The organism is Streptomyces sp. NPDC050658, assembly GCF_044457025.1.
Taxonomy (GTDB): Bacteria; Actinomycetota; Actinomycetes; order Streptomycetales; family Streptomycetaceae; genus Streptomyces.
Window position 1 is genome coordinate 141711 of sequence record NZ_JBITGM010000013.1, and the last position, 18727, is coordinate 160437.

At 73.8% G+C, this 18727-nt stretch carries 15 protein-coding genes; 7 read left to right on the plus strand and 8 right to left on the minus strand.

Annotated features, from left to right (window positions below):
- Complete coding sequence (locus ACIBKX_RS34645) at nucleotides 1-1635, minus strand: AMP-binding protein (protein ID WP_363274549.1); 1635 nt, start codon at nucleotides 1633-1635, stop codon at nucleotides 1-3.
- A gap of 11 nt (nucleotides 1636-1646) precedes the next feature.
- The gene (locus tag ACIBKX_RS34650; protein ID WP_363274550.1) at nucleotides 1647-2273 is read right to left on the minus strand and encodes a helix-turn-helix domain-containing protein; all 627 of its coding nucleotides are present in this window, start codon (nucleotides 2271-2273) and stop codon (nucleotides 1647-1649) included.
- A 70-nt stretch (nucleotides 2274-2343) separates the two neighbouring features.
- On the opposite strand from ACIBKX_RS34650, the gene ACIBKX_RS34655 reads away from it, so the two are divergent.
- Nucleotides 2344-5565, plus strand: coding sequence for a carboxyl transferase domain-containing protein (locus ACIBKX_RS34655; protein WP_363274552.1), 3222 nt, complete (start codon nucleotides 2344-2346; stop codon nucleotides 5563-5565).
- Nucleotides 5566-5708: 143 nt separating this feature from the next.
- Here ACIBKX_RS34655 and ACIBKX_RS34660 read toward each other — a convergent pair whose 3' ends face one another.
- Nucleotides 5709-5786 carry a 50S ribosomal protein bL37 gene (locus ACIBKX_RS34660; RefSeq protein WP_375256634.1) on the minus strand — a complete coding sequence of 26 codons (78 nt, stop codon included), beginning with the start codon at nucleotides 5784-5786 and terminating at the stop codon, nucleotides 5709-5711.
- Nucleotides 5787-5936: 150 nt separating this feature from the next.
- Between ACIBKX_RS34660 and ACIBKX_RS34665 the strand changes: the two genes are divergently transcribed.
- Complete coding sequence (locus tag ACIBKX_RS34665; protein ID WP_363274553.1) at nucleotides 5937-6716, plus strand: SGNH/GDSL hydrolase family protein; 780 nt, start codon at nucleotides 5937-5939, stop codon at nucleotides 6714-6716.
- Here the strand turns inward: ACIBKX_RS34665 and ACIBKX_RS34670 are convergent.
- Nucleotides 6713-8350, minus strand: a complete 1638-nt coding sequence (locus ACIBKX_RS34670; RefSeq protein WP_363274554.1) for a hypothetical protein — start codon at nucleotides 8348-8350, stop codon at nucleotides 6713-6715. The two genes, ACIBKX_RS34665 and ACIBKX_RS34670, sit on opposite strands and share 4 nt — an antisense overlap.
- Nucleotides 8351-8628: 278 nt before the next feature.
- On the opposite strand from ACIBKX_RS34670, the gene ACIBKX_RS34675 reads away from it, so the two are divergent.
- Nucleotides 8629-10032, plus strand: a complete 1404-nt coding sequence (locus ACIBKX_RS34675) for a tryptophan 7-halogenase (RefSeq protein WP_363274555.1) — start codon at nucleotides 8629-8631, stop codon at nucleotides 10030-10032.
- Here ACIBKX_RS34675 and ACIBKX_RS34680 read toward each other — a convergent pair.
- Complete coding sequence (locus tag ACIBKX_RS34680; protein WP_363274556.1) at nucleotides 9989-10669, minus strand: TetR/AcrR family transcriptional regulator; 681 nt, start codon at nucleotides 10667-10669, stop codon at nucleotides 9989-9991. The two genes, ACIBKX_RS34675 and ACIBKX_RS34680, sit on opposite strands and share 44 nt — an antisense overlap.
- Before the next feature lie 154 nt (nucleotides 10670-10823).
- Here ACIBKX_RS34680 and abc-f point away from each other — a divergent pair, with 154 nt between their 5' ends.
- Together abc-f and purB are read left to right on the plus strand one after the other, a co-directional pair.
- Nucleotides 10824-12443, plus strand: coding sequence for a ribosomal protection-like ABC-F family protein (gene abc-f / locus ACIBKX_RS34685; RefSeq protein WP_363274557.1), 1620 nt, complete (start codon nucleotides 10824-10826; stop codon nucleotides 12441-12443).
- 90 nt (nucleotides 12444-12533) lie between these two features.
- Nucleotides 12534-13973, plus strand: a complete 1440-nt coding sequence (purB, locus tag ACIBKX_RS34690) for an adenylosuccinate lyase (protein WP_363274558.1) — start codon at nucleotides 12534-12536, stop codon at nucleotides 13971-13973.
- 55 nt (nucleotides 13974-14028) lie between these two features.
- Here the strand turns inward: purB and ACIBKX_RS34695 are convergent, their stop codons facing one another.
- Nucleotides 14029-14706 carry a DedA family protein gene (locus ACIBKX_RS34695; RefSeq protein WP_363274559.1) on the minus strand — a complete coding sequence of 226 codons (678 nt, stop codon included), beginning with the start codon at nucleotides 14704-14706 and terminating at the stop codon, nucleotides 14029-14031.
- 133 nt (nucleotides 14707-14839) lie between these two features.
- On the opposite strand from ACIBKX_RS34695, the gene ACIBKX_RS34700 reads away from it, so the two are divergent.
- Together ACIBKX_RS34700 and ACIBKX_RS34705 are read left to right on the plus strand one after the other, a co-directional pair.
- Nucleotides 14840-15982 (plus strand): sensor histidine kinase, encoded by a 1143-nt coding sequence (locus ACIBKX_RS34700; RefSeq protein ID WP_363274560.1) that lies wholly within the window; start codon nucleotides 14840-14842, stop codon nucleotides 15980-15982.
- Entirely contained in the window at nucleotides 15982-16617 is a 636-nt protein-coding gene (locus ACIBKX_RS34705) for a response regulator transcription factor (protein ID WP_363274572.1), read from the plus strand. The genes ACIBKX_RS34700 and ACIBKX_RS34705 overlap by 1 nt, the downstream gene beginning before the upstream one ends.
- 9 nt (nucleotides 16618-16626) lie before the next feature.
- On the opposite strand, the gene lysA is transcribed toward ACIBKX_RS34705, so the two are convergent.
- Together lysA and ACIBKX_RS34715 are read right to left on the minus strand one after the other, a co-directional pair.
- Complete coding sequence (lysA, locus tag ACIBKX_RS34710; protein WP_363274562.1) at nucleotides 16627-17985, minus strand: diaminopimelate decarboxylase; 1359 nt, start codon at nucleotides 17983-17985, stop codon at nucleotides 16627-16629.
- On the minus strand, nucleotides 17982-18320 hold the full coding sequence (locus tag ACIBKX_RS34715) for an SAV_915 family protein (protein WP_363274563.1): 339 nt from the start codon (nucleotides 18318-18320) through the stop codon (nucleotides 17982-17984). The genes lysA and ACIBKX_RS34715 overlap by 4 nt, the downstream gene beginning before the upstream one ends.
- Between the last annotated feature and the right edge of the window lie 407 nt (nucleotides 18321-18727).

Below are 18727 nucleotides of genomic sequence, written 5' to 3' on the forward strand. Positions count from 1 at the left end.
CTAGCGCCTGGTGGCGGCGCGCTCGGCGAGCTCCGTCTTCTTGATCTTGCCGGTCGCGGTCAGCGGCAGCTCGTCGAGCAGCTCGATGCCGGGCACTTTGTACGTGGCCATGGCACCGGCGGCCCAGGCGCGCAGCTCCTGCGCGGTGAGCGTGCTGCCGTCGACGGTGCGCACATAGGCGTGCGGGCGCTGGCCGGCCTCCGGGTCCGCGACGGCGACGACGGCCGCCGCGAGGACGTCGGGGTGCCGGGCGAGCAGCGTCTCGACCTCGGCGGGGAAGACGCTCATGCCCTTCACCTTGATCATGTCCTTGTCGCGGCCGAGGTAGTGCAGACAGCCGTCCTCGTCGAGGCGCCCGATGTCGCCGGTGTGCAGCCAGCCGTCGCGCAGTGCCGCCGCCGTCGCCTCGGGGGCGCGCCAGTAGCGGGTCAGGACCGAGGGGCCGCCGACGATGATCTCGCCGGGTTCGCCGATCGGCAGCGGGCGCCCGGTCTCGAAGTCGACGACCAGGATGTCGGTTCCGGGGACGGGCAGACCGCAGAAGGTGGCGTCGCCCGCCAGGTCCCGGTCGCCGTCCTGGAAGCCGAGGGTGTTGGTGTCGCTGGTGTGTGTCTCGGTCATGCCGTAGGAGGCCTCGCGCAGCACGCTGTCCGCGCCGACGGCCGCGCGCCAGCGGGCCCGCAGCTCCGGGGTGAGCTTCCGGATGAAGGAGACGGTGAGCGGGGCGGTCAGGGAGCTGAGGTCGTGGCGTGCGAAGTCGGGGTGGCCGAGGAGTTCGAGGTAGTTCTCGACCGTCCCGGCCATGGTGGTGACGCGGTGCCGCTCGACGGCCGCGAGCACGGCGGCCGCGTCCCATCGGGCCAGGAGCACGCTCGTACCGCCGGAGACGAGTGGCGCGAGGATGCCGAGGTTCTCGCCCGCTATCCAGAAGACCGGCAGGAAGCAGAGCGAGACGATGCCGTCGTCGGACGGCCGCGCGCCCCGGCCGTTGTCGATCGCGGTGGCCGTGTAGACCATGTGCCGCTGGGTGTGCTCGCAGCCCTTGGGCATTCCGGTGGTGCCGCCGGTGTAGTTGAGGGCGGCGAGCGCGTCCAGGTCGTCGGCGACCCGGCCGAGCGGCGCGTGCCCGACGGCCGCCGCCCAGGCCGCTCTGTCGTCGGCGACGAGAACCTCGCGCACCGGCGTCTCCTCGCGCACCTCGTCGAGCACCCCGAGCAGCGAGCTGTGCGTGACGACGATCTCCGGTCCGGCGTCCCGCAGTTCATGACGCAGCTCGGCCGCGCGGAACATCGGGTTGACCGGGACGTGCACGGCCCCGGCCCGCAGCACGGCGAGCATCGCCACCACGAACTGGGCGCAGTTGGGCAGCTGCACGCCCACACGGTCGCCGGGCCGCACTCCCCGCGCGTCGAGCCAGCCCGCCAACCGGTCGGCCAGGTCGTCGAGTTGACGGTACGTGAAGGTCTGCTCGCCGAAGACCAGGGCGGTCCGGTCCGGTGCGGTCCGCGCCCAGTGCCGCACATACCCGGGCACGGTGCGGGTGCCCGCGCGGTGCTCCGTCGTGTCCGCCTGCCGGCCGCGCCTCGCCTTCGCCTGGCGGGCGCGCAGGTCGTGCAGCTGGTCTTCACGGTGCATGGGGCGGCTCCTCAGCGTTGCGGGTCGACTCCGAGCAGGTGCAGGAACATGGCGGTCACGTCGCGTACGGCCGTTTCGTACATCTGAGGGGCGCCCGCCGTGAGCCGGGCGAACTCGATGCTCATTCCGCCGACCGCGCGGGCCACGGCGAGCGGATCGGCGACCGGGGCGGCCTTCCCCTCGGCCGCGAGGCGGCGGATGTAGCGGGCGGAGCGGTGGACGGGCCGCTCCCGGATCTCCTCCCACAGGGCGCGTACGTCGTCGTCGAGCTGCGCCTGCTGCTCCAGGAGCCGCAGCAGCGGCAGGTGTTCGGCGTACGCGGCGACGAAGGCGGCGGTGGACGCCCGGCAGACCTCGCGGGCGTCGTCCAGGTCGACGCCCGGCACGTCCTGTGCGGCGAGGAACGCGTCACGGACGCGGACCGCGAGGACGCGGAAGATCTCCTCCTTGGACGCGAAGTAGACGTAGAAGCCCGCCCGCGAGACCTCCGCCTCGGCCGTGATGTCGGCGACGGTCGTCGCTCCGTGGCCGCGCCGCGCGAAGACCGCCTCGGCGGCGTCGAGGAGCCGTCTGCGGGCCGGGGCGTCGCTGCGGTCGCGTGCGGTACGGGTCGACCAGGGCTGTTGGTTGCGTGCCACGCCGCGAGCATATTGACGTTGACGCCAATGTCAATGAGCATGGCGGCGCCGGACATCCGAGGAGGGCTTCATGGGTTCTGCCGCCGTGCTCGTCGCCAATCGCGGGGAGATCGCCGTCCGCGTCCTGCAAGCGGCCGCGGAGGCCGGGCTGCGTACCGTCGCGGTGTACGCCGAGGACGAGCCCGCCGCGCGCCATGTGCAACTGGCGGACGAGGCGGAGCCGTTGGAGGGCCGTGGACCCGCCGCGTATCTGGACGCCGGAGCGGTGGTCGCCGCCGCGCTGCGCACCGGCTGCGAACTGGTGCATCCCGGTTACGGGTTCCTGAGCGAGGACGCGGAGTTCGCGTCCCGGTGCGCGGACGCGGGGCTGCGGTTCGTGGGGCCCTGCGCCGATGTGCTCGGCCTGTTCGGCGACAAGGCACGCGCGCGGGCGCTCGCGGTGAGCGTCGGGGTGCCGGTGCTGGCGGGCACGCGGGGGCCGACGTCGTTGCCGGAGGCCGCCGAATTCCTCGTGGGGCTCGGCCCTTCGGGCGCGGTGATGGTGAAGGCGCTCGGCGGGGGCGGCGGGCGCGGCATGCGGGCCGTGCGCGATCCGGCGGACCTCGCCGACGCCTGGGAGCGCTGCCGTTCGGAGGCGCTCCAGGGCTTCGGGCGCGCCGAGTTGTACGTGGAGGAGCTGCTCACGGGGGCCCGGCACATCGAGGTGCAGGTCCTGGGCGACGCGACCGGTGCGGTGAACCACCTCTGGGAGCGGGACTGCAGCGCGCAGCGCCGGCACCAGAAGCTGATCGAGATCGCCCCCGCGCCCGGCCTTCCCGCCGTGGTGCGCTCGGAGTTGATCGACGCCTCCCTGCGGATGGCCCGCGCCTGCTCCTACACCGGGCTCGGCACCTTCGAATTCCTGGTCCGGGGCGAGGAGTTCCACTTCATCGAGGCGAACCCGCGGCTCCAGGTCGAGCACACGGTGACCGAGGAGGTGACGGGCGTCGACCTGGTCGCGGCCCAACTGCGGCTCGCGGCAGGCGAATCGCTGGCGGCGCTGGGCCTGGCGGGGCCGCCGCCCGAGCCGCGCGGTTACGCCCTCCAGGCACGGGTCAACGCCGAGTCCCCGGCGGCCGACGGCACGGCCCTGCCCGCCACGGGCACCCTCACCCGCTTCGACGTGCCGACCGGCCCCGGCATCCGCGTGGACACGGCCGCCCGTACCGGCACCGAGATCGGCGCGCGCTACGACTCGCTGCTCGCCAAGGTCGTCGCCCATGTACCGCACGGCGGCTTCGGGACGGTCTGCGAGCGGGCGGCCCGCGCGCTCGACTCCTTCTCCGTGGCGGGCGTCCGCACGGGAATCCCGCTGCTGCGTGCGCTGCTCGCGCATCCGGGGTTCACGGCGGGCGGGGCGCACACCGGGTTTGTGCAGGAGCACATCGCGGAGCTGCTCCCGGCCTCCGGCGGGCTTGAGGGCGTCATCGGTGACGCGACGGTCGCCGCGCCGATGACGGGCACGGTCGTGAGCGTCGACGTCTCGGCGGGCGAAGTCGTCGCTGCGGGGCAGCAGTTGCTCGTACTCGAAGCGATGAAGATGGAGCACGTCGTACGCGCAGACTCTCCCGGCACCGTCACCGCGCTGCACGCGCGCGTGGGCGACACGGCGGCCGAGGGCGGCCCGCTGGTCACCGTCGAGGCGTCGGCGGCGGGCGGGACGGACGGGGTGGCGGCCGAGGAGGCCGCCGATCCCGACGCCATCCGCCCCGACCTCGCTCAGGCGCTGGCCCGGCATGCGATCGGGCTCGACGCGCAGCGCCCGGATGCCGTCGCCAAACGCCGTCGCATCGGCCGCCGCACGGCACGCGAGAACATCGAGGACCTGTGCGACGCGGGCACCTTCACCGAGTACGGCGCGCTGGCGATCGCCGCCCAGCGGCGCCGCCGCCCCCTGGACGACCTGATCGCCTCGACGCCCGCGGACGGCATGGTCACCGGCACGGGGCGGATCGACGGCGTGCGGTGCGTCGCGATGTCGTACGACTACACCGTGCTCGCGGGCACGCAGGGCCTGCAGAACCACCGCAAGACCGACCGCATGCTGCAGCTCGCCGAGGAACGGCGGCTGCCCGTAGTGCTGTTCGCGGAGGGCGGCGGCGGTCGCCCCGGAGACACCGACACCACGTCCATTGCGGGACTCGACGTCATGACGTTCCGTCAGATGGGGCTCCTGAACGGGCGGGTACCGCTCGTGGGCATCGCGTCGGGGCGGTGCTTCGCGGGCAACGCGGCGCTGCTCGGCTGCTGCGACGTGGTGATCGCGACGCCCGAGGCGAGCATCGGCATGGGCGGCCCCGCGATGATCGAGGGCGGCGGCCTCGGCGTGTACCGACCCGAGGAGGTCGGACCGCTGTCGGTCCAGGTGCCGAACGGCGTCGTCGACATCGCGGTGGCGGACGAGGCGGAGGCGGTGCGGACGGCGCGGAAGTACCTCGGCTACTTCACGGACTCCCTTGAGGGGAACGGCAGTTGGGACGCCCCGGACCCCCGGCTGCTGCGGCACACGGTCCCGGAGAACCGGCGGCGCGCCTACGACGTACGGTCCGCGATCGAGGGTCTCGCCGACACGGACTCCGTCCTGGAGCTGCGGCGCGGATTCGGCGTCGGCGTCATCACCGCGCTGGTCCGCGTCGAGGGGCGGCCGATGGGGCTCATCGCCAACAACCCCGGCCACCTCGGCGGCGCGATCGACCGGGACGCGGCGGAGAAGGCCGAGCGCTTCCTGCGGCTGTGCGACGCGTTCGGCCTTCCCGTCGTCTCGCTGTGCGACACACCGGGGTTCATGGTCGGCCCGGAGGCCGAGCGGACGGCGACCGTGCGGCACTTCTCGCGGCTCTTCGTGACGGGCGCCCAGCTGCGCGTGCCGCTCGTCTGCCTGGTGCTGCGCAAGGCGTACGGACTCGGCGCGATGGCGATGATGGGCGGCTCCACGCGGGCGCCGGCGGCGACGGCGGCCTGGCCGAGCGGCGAGTTCGGCGGGATGGGCCTGGAGGGAGCGGTGCGGCTCGGCTACCGCAAGGAACTGGCGGCGGTCGCCGACCCGGCCGAGCGGCAGCGGGTGTTCGACGCGCATGTCGCCGAGCTGTACGAGCACGGCAAGGCGGTGAACGCGGCGGCGGCCCTGGAGATCGACGCGGTCATCGACCCGGCGGACTCGCGGCGGTGGATCCTCGCGGCGCTCGACGGCGCGGCGGGGCGGGCACGGCCGGGCGGGGATGTGACGCTGCCGCCCGGCCAGGCGGGGATGTGACGCTGCGCGCCCGGCCAGGCGGAGATGTGACGCTGCCGCCCGGCCAGGCGGAGATGTGACGCTGCGCGCCCGGCCAGGCGGAGATGTGACGCTGCCGCCCGGCCAGGCGGGGATGTGACGCTGCGCGCCCGGCCAGGCGGCGCTCAGGACTGGGGACGTTTCCCGTGATTGGCCGCGTGCTTGCGGCGTGCCTTCTTCTTGCGGCGTCGCTTCGAGGACATGACGCTCCCTTCCTTCGGCTCTCACACCCGATGACATTCGGGCGGTTTCCACCGTTCCATACCGATACGTCACCTGCGACCGCAGCGGCCGCACCCGTCCCGGAGGGAGCGCGGGCCCTCACCCCGGCCTCGGGATACGATCGCTCCGCCATGCAGATGAATGCCGAATACACCAGTCTCGTCGCGGTCGGCGACTCCTTCACCGAGGGCATGTCGGACCTGCTGCCCGACGGCAGCTACCGCGGCTGGGCGGATCTGCTCGCCGCCCGGATGGCCGCCGTGACGCCCGGCTTCCGGTACGCGAACCTCGCGGTGCGCGGGAAGCTCATCGGCCAGATCGTGGCCGAGCAGGTCGACGTCGCGGCAGCGATGCGGCCCGATGTGATCACCCTGGTGGGCGGACTCAACGACACGCTGCGGCCCAAGTGCGACATGGGCCGGGTCCGCGCTCTGCTCGGCGAGGCCGTCGAGCGGCTCGCCCCGGCGTGCGAGCAGCTCGTCCTGATGCGCAGCCCCGGCCGCAACGGCCCGGTGATGGAGCGCTTCCGCCCGCGCATGGAGGAGCTCTTCGCCTACATCGACGAGCTGGCTCAGAAGCACGGCGCGGTCGTCGTCGATCTGTACGGCGCGGCCGTCCTCGGCGACCAGCGGCTCTGGGACGTGGACCGGCTCCATCTGACGGCCGAGGGGCACCGGCGGGTCGCCGAGGCGGTGTGGCAGACGCTGGGCTACGCCCCCGAGGACGACTGGCGCTCCCCCGTCCCCGCCACCGCCCCGCCGAACTGGGCGGCACGCCGCATCGCCGACGTCCGGTTCGCCAAACAGCATCTGGCGCCCTGGATCGGCCGCCGCCTCACGGGCCGCTCCTCGGGCGACGGCCTCCCGCCCAAGCGCCCGGAGCTGCTGCCTTACAAGGGTCCGCTCGCCTAACCGCCCGCCCCCGCCTCCTGGGCCACGCGCCGTCCGATCCGCAGGACGTCCGCGGCGGCCCGTGCGGGACCGGGCGCGGCGGCGGCGATCAGCCCCCACTGGCCCGGCACGCAGCTGAGGGCCTTGGCGTACGTGCCGGGTGTGCGGTGGTCGACGAGGGCGCGCAGCCGGTCGAGGTCCAGGTGCGGGCCGGGCCGGATGACCTTCGTCGCCGCGGAGAGCCGCTCCGGGCCCCCGGAGCCGAGGACCGTACGGCTCTCCTCCAGGAAGGGCCGCAGGAAGTCGGCGCCGCAGGCGGAGAGGTTCAGGTCCTGCATGCCGGCCAGAACGGCGTCTCCGTGGCGTCCGCCCACCCTGGCCAGGGCGAAGTCGATGCCGCCGTTGACCAGTCCACGCCCCGCGAGCGCGGTGACGAAGCCGTCCATGGCCCGGCGGATCGCGTCGTAGTGGGCGGTGGAGATCCCCAGCTGTCCGCAGGTGCCGCGGTCGAGGAAGACGTTGCCCTGCCACTGGGTGCCGTCGAGGAACTGCAGGGCCATGCCCTCGGCGAGGCCGCCCGCCCGGACGTGGGCGGACGGGGCGTGGAGGAAGTCGTGGCCGGCGGCGGCGTACCGGACGTACTCGGCGTGTGCCTCCAGGACGTAGTCCTCGCGCCGGTCCGCCGCCTCTCGGGCGAGTGCGGCGGCGGCGTGCGGGTCGTCGAGCCGGATGCCGGTGCGGATGCGCTGGCCGGCGCCGCCGCGCGTGGGTTTGAGGCAGCCCCGCGCCAGCCCGTGGCGTTCCCTCAGGAGCCGGGCGGCGAGGGCCAGTCGCGCGGCGAACTCCGCGGGGTCGGCTCCGGTGACGGTGTACCCCGGCAGCCGGGGCAGCGCGGCCCCGAAGGCGCGGTGGAAGGGCGTCAGGGCGGACTCGGCGTCCAGGGTCTGCCGCGCGGTGCCCTTGGGGCACGGGAGCTGCGCCGCCGTGCGGACGTCGGGGTGCAGGACGCCCTTGTGGCCCCAGTCCGCGGTGACCTCGGGGGCGTTGGCCTCCACCAGCAGGGGCCGTTCGAGCCCCGCCGCCCGTCTGAGCCACAGCAGCCAGATCTGCAGGGGCAGGTCCAGCGCGTAGACGCGGACCACACAGCCGGGGTGTGCGCGGAGCCGTTCGATCACGGGGCGCAGGATGCGCAGGGCCTGTTCGGCGGGTCCCGCGGCCAGCTTGAGGAGGGCGTGGCACAGGTAGTAGTACTCCGGCACCGGGATCTCCACCGCCGGGCGCCCGGACGCGGCCCGCCGCCAGGGTGCGGTCCTGCCGACGAGGAGGTCGTCCGGTGCGGCCAGGCAGACCGACCTCGTCTCGACGATCGTGGACCAGTCGTCGGCGCGGCGCCCCGCACCGACCGCCGCCAGCGCGGTGTCGTACGTACGTTTCCCCGGCGGCGCCCCGTAGACGAGGATGCCCGGCCCCTCGCCACCGGCGCCGGTGCGCAGTTCGCGGCGGGCGGCCGCGGGCACCTCGTCCGGGCGCAGCCCGAGCAGCGCACGGCACACGCCCCGGATCTCGTCCGGGGTCAGGGACAGCGGGCCGACCTCGAACCCCTCCCAGCGGGCCGGTCGGCCGTCGGTTCGTTCTCCGGTCCGGGCCTGCCCCACGGGCCACCTCTCGCTCTTCCGCTCCGGGAGATCCGCCGCCTGCCGAGTCCCGCGCCGGCACACGCCCGGGACCATCACTTCCCTGGCCGTGACATCCACATGCGCCCCGGCGCAGGACCGTTCCTGCCCGACGGCGCGTACCGGCCACTCCGGATCAGCGGTCAGCGGAGGCCGGACGCGGTCTGGCCGAGCGGCGACGGCGTGCTGTTCACTGGCTGAGCGTGCTGTTCACTGGATGAGCGCGCTCCCCCTTCTTCCCGCACGGCCCGGGAGGTTCCATGCACGAGCGACCGCCCTCTTCGACGGACGTCCTGGTGATCGGGGGCGGTCCCGCGGGTGCCACGGCCGCGGCCCTGCTCGCCCGTCAGCGGTGCGAGGTCACGCTGCTGGAGCGGTCCCGCTTCCCCCGCTACCACATCGGGGAGTCCCTGCTGCCGTCCTTGCTGCCGCTGCTCGACCTGCTCGGGGCGCGGGAACGCGTCGAGGACGCCGGCTTCGTACGCAAGAAGGGCGCGTACTACGACTGGGGCGGCCAGCGCTGGGCGCTGCCCTTCCGGGAGCTGGGCAGCGACACGGCGTACGCCTTCCAGGTGCTGCGGGCGGACTTCGACCAGGCGCTGCTCGACCACGCGCGGGACGCGGGCGCGCGGGTGTGGGACGGGGTGGGTGTCAGGCGCGTCGGCTTCCGGGCGGGGCGTGCGGCGAGTGCCTCGTGGCGGGCGGAGGACCGCGCCGAGGGCGAGATCTCCTTCCGGCAGGTGGTGGACGCCTCGGGACGTGCCGGGGTGCTCTCCGCCCGGCTGCTGCGCACGCGCCGGTTCCACGACGCGTTCCGCAACATCGCCACCTGGGGCTACTGGCGGGGCGCCGCACCCGTCGAGGGCGCACCCGAAGGCGCCATCTGCGTGTTCTCGCTGCCCGACCACGGCTGGTTCTGGGCGATCCCGCTGCACGACGGCACGCTCAGCGTGGGCCTGGTCACCGACCGGGCCTCGTTCGCGCGGACACGCGCCGCGAGCGGCGGCACCGAGGCGGTCTACGCCGAGCGGATCGCCGCCTGCCCCGGCCTTTCGCGGATGCTGGCCGGCGCCGAACTCGTCACCCCGCTGAAGGTGGAGAGCGACTACTCCTACGTCGCGGACCGGTTCTGCGGGCCCGGCTACTTCATCGCCGGGGACGCGGCCTGCTTCCTGGACCCGCTGCTGTCCACCGGCGTGCACCTCGCGATGTACAGCGGCATGCTCGCCGCCGCGTCCGTGGCGAGCGCCCACCGCGGCGAGGTCGCGGAAGACGCCGCCGCCGCGTTCTACCAGGGCGCCTACCGCCACGCCTACGAGCGGCTGCTGACGCTGGTCGGCGCGTTCTACGACATCCACCAGGGCCGCGCCGCCCACTTCCGCCGCGCCCAGCGCCTGAGCCACCGCGACCAGCGGGACCTGCGGCTGCACGAGGCCTTCCTGCACATCGTGACCGGCGTCGAGGACCTCCGCGACGCCCAGGAGTCCTCCGTCACGCGCATGTACGCCCGCCTCCGCGACCCGCTGCCCGGCCACCGCCCCGTAGGCCTCGGCGGGCACGGCACCAGCGCGATGACCCCCTGGCCCACCACCCCCGACCACGCAGTGGCAGGCCTGTGCCTCACCCTCCGTCCCCACCTGGGGCTTCGGCCGACGGCTCGCTGAAGGCCCCGGCAGCCGCCGCGAGGGCCGCGGTCCTTGCCGTGCGGGCGGGCAGGCGCGGGTCGGGGGGTGTGCGCAGGAGCAGCAGCTGGTGGTACATCGGGCCGGTGGCGGCGAGGAGCAGCTGGCGGGCGTCGGTCCCCTGCGGGACCTCGCCGCGGTCGACGGCCCGGTCCACGACGATCTCGCAGCGGGCGTACCGGTCCTCCCAGAGCCGCTGCTGGGCCTCGGCGGCCTTCTCGGAGCGGAACGAGGCGGCGATCAGCGCCGCCACGACCGGCGGTCTCGCGATCAGCGCCGACTGGATCTCCTCGTTCAGGCCCGTCAGATCGCCCTCCAGCGAGCCGGTGTCCGGCGGCCGCCAGTCGTCGTCGCCCGCGGCGTCGAGGACGTCGGCGAGCAGACCGCCGACGTCGCCCCAGCGCCGGTACACCGTCGTGCGGTGCACGCCGGCGCGGGCGGCGACGGTGTCGGGGGTGAGCCCGTCGTAGCCGTGCTCACCGAGTTCGGCGAGGACCGCGTCGAGGACCTGTGCCCGGACGCGGGCGGTGCGGCCTCCGGGGCGGCGCCGGGTCGGCGGCGGATCGCCTTCCGGCTCTGCGGGAGTGGGAGCCGGTGCTGCGGGTGGTGTGGGAGCCATGACTGGAAGTCCGTTGCTCGGGGGAGAAAGCTGTGGCACCATCTTAAAGCAACAGTCGTCGCACTAATGGAGTGATCGATGCTCTTCCGAAGCCTTCGCCCGTCCGCTCGGCCCATGCCGGCCGTCCCGTTCCCGAATGCTTTGGAGTCCTCGTATGCCTACTCAGATCAGTGCGCTCGGCGTCAGCAAGTCCTTCGACGGCAGGCTCGTCCTTGACTCGGTGACCTGCGCGCTCGCCGCCGGTGAACGCACCGGGATCATCGGCGAGAACGGGTCGGGCAAGACCACCCTGCTGCGCCTGCTCGCCGGGCAGGAGCGGCCCGATCAGGGCGAGATCGTCGTCCAGGCCGACGGCGGCGTCGGCTATCTCCCCCAGGACGAGCCGATGGAGCCCAAGGCGACCGTCCAGGAGGTCATCGACCGGGCCCTCGGCGATCTGCGCGCCGTCGAGGAGCGCATGCGCCGCCTGGAGGCCGCGATGGCCGACGGCGACGAATCGGTCCTGGCCGAGTACGGCGAACTCCTGACCGTCTTCGAACTGCGCGGCGGCTATGACGCCGACGCCCGGGTGGAGCGCGCCCTGCACGGTCTGGGCCTCGGCCTGGTCGGCCGTGACCGCACCGTGGGCAGCCTCTCCGGCGGCGAGCGGGTCAGGCTGCGCCTCGCGGCCGTACTGGCGGCGGCGCCGGAAGTGCTGCTGCTCGACGAGCCGACCAACCACCTCGACGACAGCGCCCTGAACTGGCTGGAGGATCATCTGCGGACCCGGCGGGGCACCACCGTCGCGGTCTCCCACGACCGGGTCTTCCTCGAACGCGTCGCCACCACACTGCTGGAGGTGGACGCCGACCGGCGCCAGGTCGTCCGCTACGGCAACGGCTACTCCGGCTACCTCGCGGAGAAGGCCGCCGCCCGGCAGCGCTGGGCCCAGGCCCACGAGCAGTGGCAGTCGGACATCGACCGGCTGCGCGAGGCCGCGGCGACCACCGCCCGTCAGGTGGCCCCGGGCCGCCCGATGAAGGACGGCAACAAGATGGCGTACGACCGTGCGGGCGGCCGGGTGCAGCAGTCGCTGGCCAGCCGGGTGCGCAACGCGGAGGAACGGCTGCGCCGACTCCTCGACGCGCCGGTCCCGCCCCCGCCCGAGCCGCTGCGCTTCACCCCCGTGCTGCGTTCCCGCCGCCTCCGGGGCGTCGTCCTGGACGCCGCCGACATCGCCGTACCGCATCGCCTCGACCGTACGAGCCTCACCGTCTCGGCGGGCGAGCGCCTGCTGATCACGGGGCGCAACGGAGCGGGCAAGAGCACCCTCCTGCGGGTCCTCGCCGGGGACATCACCTCCGACGGCGGGAGCGTCACCCGGCACGGCAGGATCGGCCACCTCCCGCAGGACCCGCGCCCCGGAAGGCCGGACGAGACCGTGCTCGCGGCCTTCGCCCGCGGCCGGACGGGAGACCCCGCCGACCATGCCGAACGGCTGCTGTCCCTCGGTCTGTTCGACCGCGACCGGCTCACGGTGCCGCTCGGCCGGCTCTCCACCGGGCAGCTCCAGCGGCTGGCCCTCGCCCGGCTGCTCGACGAGCCGTCGGACGTCCTGCTGCTCGACGAACCCACCAACCATCTCTCGCTCGCCCTCGTCGAGGAAGTGGAGGCCGCGCTCGCCGGATACGAGGGAGCCCTCGTCGTCGTCAGCCACGACCGCCGCCTGCGCCGGCACTGGCGCGGCACCCACCTCGACCTGGAGGCCGCCCGGATGTCCGCCGCCACCTGCTGATGGCCCGCGGGCCGACCCCTCTGACCTGTAGGTTCCTCCATCCCCCCGGTGGTTCGGAGCCTGTAGGGACGCCCGGTAAACTCCGTACACGTGACTGCGCCTGCAAAGCCCCGTATCCCGAACGTCCTCGCCGGGCGTTATGCCTCCGCCGAGCTCGCCACCCTCTGGTCGCCCGAGCAGAAGGTGAAGCTGGAGCGTCAGCTCTGGCTCGCCGTTCTGCGGGCGCAGCGGGACCTGGGGATCGAGGTGCCCGACGCCGCCCTCGCCGACTACGAGCGCGTGATCGACCAGGTCGACCTCGCCTCGATCGCCGAGCGCGAGAAGGTCACGCGCCATGACGTGAAGGCCCGCATCGAGGAGTTCAACGCGCTCGCCGGGCACGAGCAGGTCCACAAGGGCATGACGTCCCGCGACCTGACCGAGAACGTGGAGCAGCTGCAGATCCGGCTCTCCCTGGAGCTGGTGCGCGACCGCACGGTCGCCGTGCTCGCGCGGCTCGGCAAGCTGTCCGGCGAGTACGCCGAGCTGGTCATGGCGGGCCGCTCGCACAACGTCGCCGCGCAGGCGACGACCCTCGGCAAGCGCTTCGCCACGGCCGCCGACGAGCTGCTCGTCGCGTTCCGCCGTGTCGAGGACCTGCTCGGCCGGTACCCGCTGCGCGGCATCAAGGGCCCCGTCGGCACGGCGCAGGACATGCTGGACCTGCTCGGCGGCGACGCGGACAAGCTCACCGAGCTGGAGCAGCGGATCGCCGGGCACCTCGGCTTCGACCGCGCGTTCACCTCGGTCGGCCAGGTCTACCCGCGCTCGCTCGACTACGAGGTCGTCACGGCGCTCGTGCAGCTCGCCGCCGGTCCCTCCTCGCTGGCCAAGACGATCCGGCTGATGGCCGGGCACGAGCTGGTCACCGAGGGCTTCAAGCCCGGCCAGGTCGGCTCGTCCGCGATGCCGCACAAGATGAACACCCGCTCCTGCGAGCGCGTCAACGGCCTCACCGTCATCCTGCGCGGCTACGCCTCGATGACCGGTGAGCTCGCGGGCGACCAGTGGAACGAGGGCGACGTCTCCTGCTCGGTCGTGCGCCGGGTCGCGCTGCCCGACGCGTTCTTCGCGCTCGACGGTCTCCTGGAGACCTTCCTCACCGTGCTCGACGAGTTCGGGGCCTTCCCCGCCGTCGTGGCGCGCGAGCTGGACCGCTACCTCCCGTTCCTCGCCACCACCAAGGTCCTGATGGCCTCGGTGCGGGCGGGCGTCGGCCGCGAGGAGGCGCACGAGGCCATCAAGGAGAACGCGGTGGCCTCCGCGCTGGCCATGCGCGAGCAGGGCGCCGAGCGCAACGAGCTGCTCGACAAGCTCGCCGCCGATACGCGGATTCCGCTGGACCGGGCGGAGTTGGACGCCCTGATGGCGGACAAGCTGTCGTTCACGGGCGCGGCCAGCGATCAGGTCGCCGTGCTGGTGGCGCAGATCGAAGCCGTGATCAAGGCGCACCCCGAGGCCGCGGCGTACGCGCCCGGGGCGATCCTCTGACACGCCGACCTCTGACACGCCGGCTCTGACGCACCGGTCCCTAACGCACCGGTCCCTAACGCACCGCGCGGTGCTCGCCCTTGCCCGACCTGCGGATCCGCAGCGCGACAAAGGTGAGCACCGCGAGCGCCGCCACGGCGAGTACGCCCTTGGAGTACAGGCCCACCAGATCCGTGACCTGGTGCCAGCGTGCGCCGAGGGCGTGGCCGATCAGGACGAACACGGCGTTCCAGATGAGGCTGCCCGCGGTCGTCAGGGCGAGGAAGACGGGCAGCCGCATCCGCTCGATGCCGGCCGGGACCGAGATCATGCTCCGGAAGATCGGCACCATCCGGCCGAAGAACACCGCCTTGGTGCCGTGCCGCCGGAACCACTCCTCCGTGCGGTCGATGTCGGAGACCTTCACCAGCGGCAGCCGCGCAGCGACCGCCACGATCCGGTCCCGGCCGAGCAGCGCGCCGATCGCGTAGAGCGCGAGCGCGCCGACGACGGAGCCCGCCGTCGTCCAGAACAGGACCTCCAAAAGGCCGAACTTCCCCTGGCTCGCGGCGAATCCGGCCAGCGGCAGGATCACCTCGCTGGGCAGCGGCGGGAAGAGGTTCTCCAGGGCGATGGCGGCGCCCGCCCCGGCCGCGCCGAGCGAGTCCATGAGGTCGGCCGCCCAGCCCGCGATGCCCCCGGTGGGCGCCTCGTCGGCGGCGAGAGTCACGTCGTACAGAGAGTCGAGGATCATGCCCTTGACGCTAGGAATCCGCGCCGCCCGGCGGTATGAGGGCGGCCACACGGCCCGGTGTGGGGGGCCGCAGCCGAACGCTGTGGTTTTCCGCAGTCCCGCCGGCCGGGACCCGCGGCTAGCGTGGTCGATCATGCGTACCTTTCTGCTCCGCCGGCTGCGGATGGCGGTGGGCCTCGCGGCGGGCGTGTTCAGCGCCGCCGTCGAGCTCGCCTTCACCGTCGTGGCCGGGATCTGGCTTCTCGTGACACTTCGGCGCGGCGACCGGGAGCGGCCGGGCGAGGCCCAGTTCCTGGGCACCGCCTGGCGGTTGGCCGACGCCGAGCGGCGCAGGCTGGCCGCCTTCTACGGCATCGAGACCGGGGCCGCCCCGTCCGGCAGGCGGGCGCTCGGCTATGTGGCGAGCCGGTGGGCGCTGGGGCTGCTCGGCGGCGTGGTGCTGCTGTGCGCCGTGATCGGCGGGGCGTACGGGTCGCTCCTGGTGTGGGGCTGGTTCGTGGCGGACCTGCAGCGGTCGGCGTTCACCCTGGTCGCCTCCGGGGGCGCCGGGCTCTTCCTGCTGTTCCTGTGCGTCCAGGGCGTGTACGCCGTGGCGCTGATGGAGGGGCGGCTCGCGCGGCACTTCCTCACGTCGGACGAGCGGGACGTCCTCGCGCGCCGCATCGGCGAGCTGGCCGAGAGCCGCGCCGGGGTGGTCGAGGCGGTGCACGACGAGCGGCGGCGCATCGAGCGCGATCTGCACGACGGCGTACAGCAGCGGCTCGTCGCCCTCGGCATGCTGCTCGGCCGGGCCCGCCGCAGCCCCGACCCCGACAAGGCCGCCGCGCTGCTCGCGCAGGCGCACGAGGAGAGCGGGCGCGCCCTCGTCGAACTGCGGGAGGTCGCCTGGCGGGTCTACCCGGCGGCGCTGGACGAGGGCGGTCTCGCCGCCGCACTGGAGACCGTCGCCGAGCGGGCCGGCATTCCCGTACGACTGGACTGCGCAGTGCGCGGGACTCCGCCCCCGACCGCGCACGCGGTCGCCTACTTCGTCGCCGCCGAGGCCGTCACCAACGCGGTCAAGCACTCGGGCGCCACGCTCGTCACCGTCCAGGCGGAGCAGCGCGGCGATCTGCTGTGGCTGCGGGTCGGGGACGACGGGCGCGGCGGCGCCGACCCGTCCGGCAGCGGACTGAACGGCCTCGCACGGCGCGTCGCCGCCCTCGACGGCACCCTCACCGTGGACAGCCCCGCGGGCGGGCCCACCCTTCTCACCGCGGAGCTCCCATGCGCGTAATGCTCGCCGACGACTCGACCCTGCTGCGGGAGGGCCTCGCCCGGCTCCTCGCCGACGAGGGGCACACGATCACGGCCTCCGTGGGCGACGCTAGGGCGCTGCTCGCCGCCGTGGCCGAGGATCCGCCGGACGCCGCGGTCATCGACGTACGCATGCCGCCGACGCACACCGACGAGGGGCTGCGCGCGGCCTTGGAGATCCGCGGGAGCTGGCCGCAGACGAGTGTGCTCGTGCTGTCCCAGTACGTCGAACGCCGGTATGCCACCGAGCTGTTGACCACCGCAACGGAGGGCGTCGGATATCTGCTGAAGGACCGGGTCGTCCAGGTCGACGAGTTCCTGGACGCGCTGGAGCGGGTCGGCTCGGGCCGGACCGCCTTCGACCCGGAGGTCGTACGGCAGTTGCTGGCCCGCAGCAGTCACACCGACCCGCTGCAGCGGCTCACCCCGCGCGAGCGCGAGGTGCTCGGCAAGATGGCGCAGGGGCACACGAACGCGGCGATCGCCGGGCAGCTGCACGTCTCGCAGAGTGCCGTCGAGAAGTACATCAACGCGATCTTCGACAAGCTGGAGCTGACCGGAACGAGCGGGTACAGCCGCCGTGTTCTCGCCGTCCTGCGCTATCTCGGTTCCTGAGAGCGGGAACTACAGGCCCACGTCCCTGCTGCGGAAGTCCTCCAGGGACTCGCGGCGCACCAGGAGCCGGGCGTGCCCGTCGGCCACCGCCACCACGGGCGGGCGGCCGACGAGGTTGTACCCGGAGGCCATGGAGAGGTGGTAGGCACCGGCGACCGGGACGCCGAGGATGTCACCGGGCCTGATGTCGCCGGGCAGTCGGACGTCCGAGGCGAGCACGTCGCCCGCCTCGCAGTGCCGTCCCACGACCGTCACGGGCGCGGACTGGGCCAGGGAGCGCCGGCCGATCAGCCGCGGCACATAGCTGACGCCGTACAGCGCGGGACGCGGGTTGTCGCTCATCCCGCCGTCCACGGCGACGAAGGTGCGCCCGCCGGTGCGCTTCACGGCGAGGACCCGGTAGAGGGCCACCCCGGCGGGTCCCGCGATGGCGCGCCCCGGCTCGATGAGCAGCCGTGGCACGGTGAGCCCGGCCGCCGCGCAGCTCTCGATCAGCTCGGCGCGCACCTTGCGGGCCAGCGCGGTGAGGTCGAGTGCCGCCTCTCCGGGGCGGTAGGCGATGCCGTGGCCGCCGCCGAGGTCCAGTTCGGGGAGGGTGACGCCGTGCTGCTCCTTGACGCGGGCCATCAGGCCGACCAGTCGGCGCACGGCCGCGATGAACGGCTTCTCCGCGGTGATCTGCGATCCCAAGTGGCAGTGCAGGCCCGTCAGTTCGAGTCCGGGCTGGCCGATGACGCGGGCGATGGCGTGCTGGGCGGAGCCGTCGGTGGTCGACAGGCCGAACTTCTGGTCGTCGGTCCCGGTGCGGATCTTGGCGTGGCCGCCGGCCGCGATGCCCGGCACCACCCGGATCAGCACCTTCTGCCGGCTGCCCGGCGGCACGGCCGCCGCAAGCCGGGCGATCTCCGACGCGCTGTCGATGACGATGCGCCCGACGCCGAGCCGGAGCGCGGCGGCCAGGTCGTAGGGGCTCTTGGCGTTGCCGTGCAGCACGATCCGCTCGGCGGGGAAGCCCGTGGTGACGGCGAGTTCCAGCTCACCGGCCGAGCAGACGTCGAGGCCGAGGCCCTCCTCCCCCACCCAGTGGGCCATCGCCCGGCACAGGAACGCCTTGGCGGCGTAGTGCACTTGGGCCTCGGGGAAGGCGTGCAGATAGGCGCGGCAGCGGGACCGTACGTCGGCCTCGTCGATGAGGTAGGCCGGGGTGCCGAAGCGTTCCGCGATCTCGGCGAGGGGAACGCCGCCGACGGCGAGGTCGCCGTGTGCGAGGCGGGTGGTGGTGGCGGGCCAGACGGTCAGCTCCTCGTCCGCGGCCTGGGCCGGTACGTCTCGCCGGGCGGGCGTCGCGGATACGTCCAAGGTGGTCATGACAGCCGCGCTCCTCGCCTCGTCATCAGCCGGTCCAGGTGGTCGGGGCGCCGGCCGGGGCCGTCGCCCGGATCGACGGTGACGCGGGTGACGCCGAGCGGTTCGGTGAGCGCGCGCAGGGCCGGTTCCGAGAGCCTGATCCAGGCCTGCCGGGAGCCGAGGGCCGCGGTCAGGCGCTGCGGGGTGCTGAAGGCGACGGCGGTCCTGCCGCCGACGGGTGTGCGGAACAGGCGGGCCACGCAGCCCGCGGGTCCCGGCCGGACGGGGACGAACAGCGGTCCGGCCGGGCCGGGTTCACAGGGCTCGGGGTCCTCGCCGCACTGAAGCTCTGTCATGGGATGCCTCCTTGAGGATCCTGTCGATCTCGGGGCTCTTGGCCACCTCGCGGATCCTGTCGATCCGCTCTGCTGACGGTATGCCCGGCACGGGGTGTCATCTCTCCCTCCATGACGCCGTGTTGACGCCTTTTGGCACAGGCTTGACACGGCACTCGGCCCGGCTGTCAGAGGACCGTCAATACGGGGCTTCACAGGACGTCCGACGGCTGCGGGGCGGTTACCTTCCTGATCGCACCCGGTCGCGCATGCCGTCCTGTCGTCGCGCGGCCGCGTTCGCGACGGGGCGGGGGGGGGCCCCGGGCCCCCGGGGGGCGCCCCGCCCCCCCCCCCCCCCCCCCCCCCCCCCCCCCCCGCCCCCCCCCCCCCCCCCCCCCCCCCCCCCCCCCCCCCCCCCCCCCCCCGTA

Bases quoted from the DNA above. Each gene is read 5' to 3' on its own strand.
- ACIBKX_RS34645 (WP_363274549.1), bottom strand. From the start codon at position 1,635: ATGCACCGTGAAGACCAGCTGCACGACCTGCGCGCCCGCCAGGCGAAG.
- ACIBKX_RS34655 (WP_363274552.1), top strand. From the start codon at position 2,344: ATGGGTTCTGCCGCCGTGCTCGTCGCCAATCGCGGGGAGATCGCCGTC.
- ACIBKX_RS34660 (WP_375256634.1), bottom strand. From the start codon at position 5,786: ATGTCCTCGAAGCGACGCCGCAAGAAGAAGGCACGCCGCAAGCACGCG.
- ACIBKX_RS34665 (WP_363274553.1), top strand. From the start codon at position 5,937: ATGCAGATGAATGCCGAATACACCAGTCTCGTCGCGGTCGGCGACTCC.
- ACIBKX_RS34675 (WP_363274555.1), top strand. From the start codon at position 8,629: ATGCACGAGCGACCGCCCTCTTCGACGGACGTCCTGGTGATCGGGGGC.
- ACIBKX_RS34680 (WP_363274556.1), bottom strand. From the start codon at position 10,669: ATGGCTCCCACACCACCCGCAGCACCGGCTCCCACTCCCGCAGAGCCG.
- abc-f (WP_363274557.1), top strand. From the start codon at position 10,824: ATGCCTACTCAGATCAGTGCGCTCGGCGTCAGCAAGTCCTTCGACGGC.
- ACIBKX_RS34695 (WP_363274559.1), bottom strand. From the start codon at position 14,706: ATGATCCTCGACTCTCTGTACGACGTGACTCTCGCCGCCGACGAGGCG.
- ACIBKX_RS34700 (WP_363274560.1), top strand. From the start codon at position 14,840: ATGCGTACCTTTCTGCTCCGCCGGCTGCGGATGGCGGTGGGCCTCGCG.
- ACIBKX_RS34705 (WP_363274572.1), top strand. From the start codon at position 15,982: ATGCTCGCCGACGACTCGACCCTGCTGCGGGAGGGCCTCGCCCGGCTC.
- lysA (WP_363274562.1), bottom strand. From the start codon at position 17,985: ATGACCACCTTGGACGTATCCGCGACGCCCGCCCGGCGAGACGTACCG.
- ACIBKX_RS34715 (WP_363274563.1), bottom strand. From the start codon at position 18,320: ATGACAGAGCTTCAGTGCGGCGAGGACCCCGAGCCCTGTGAACCCGGC.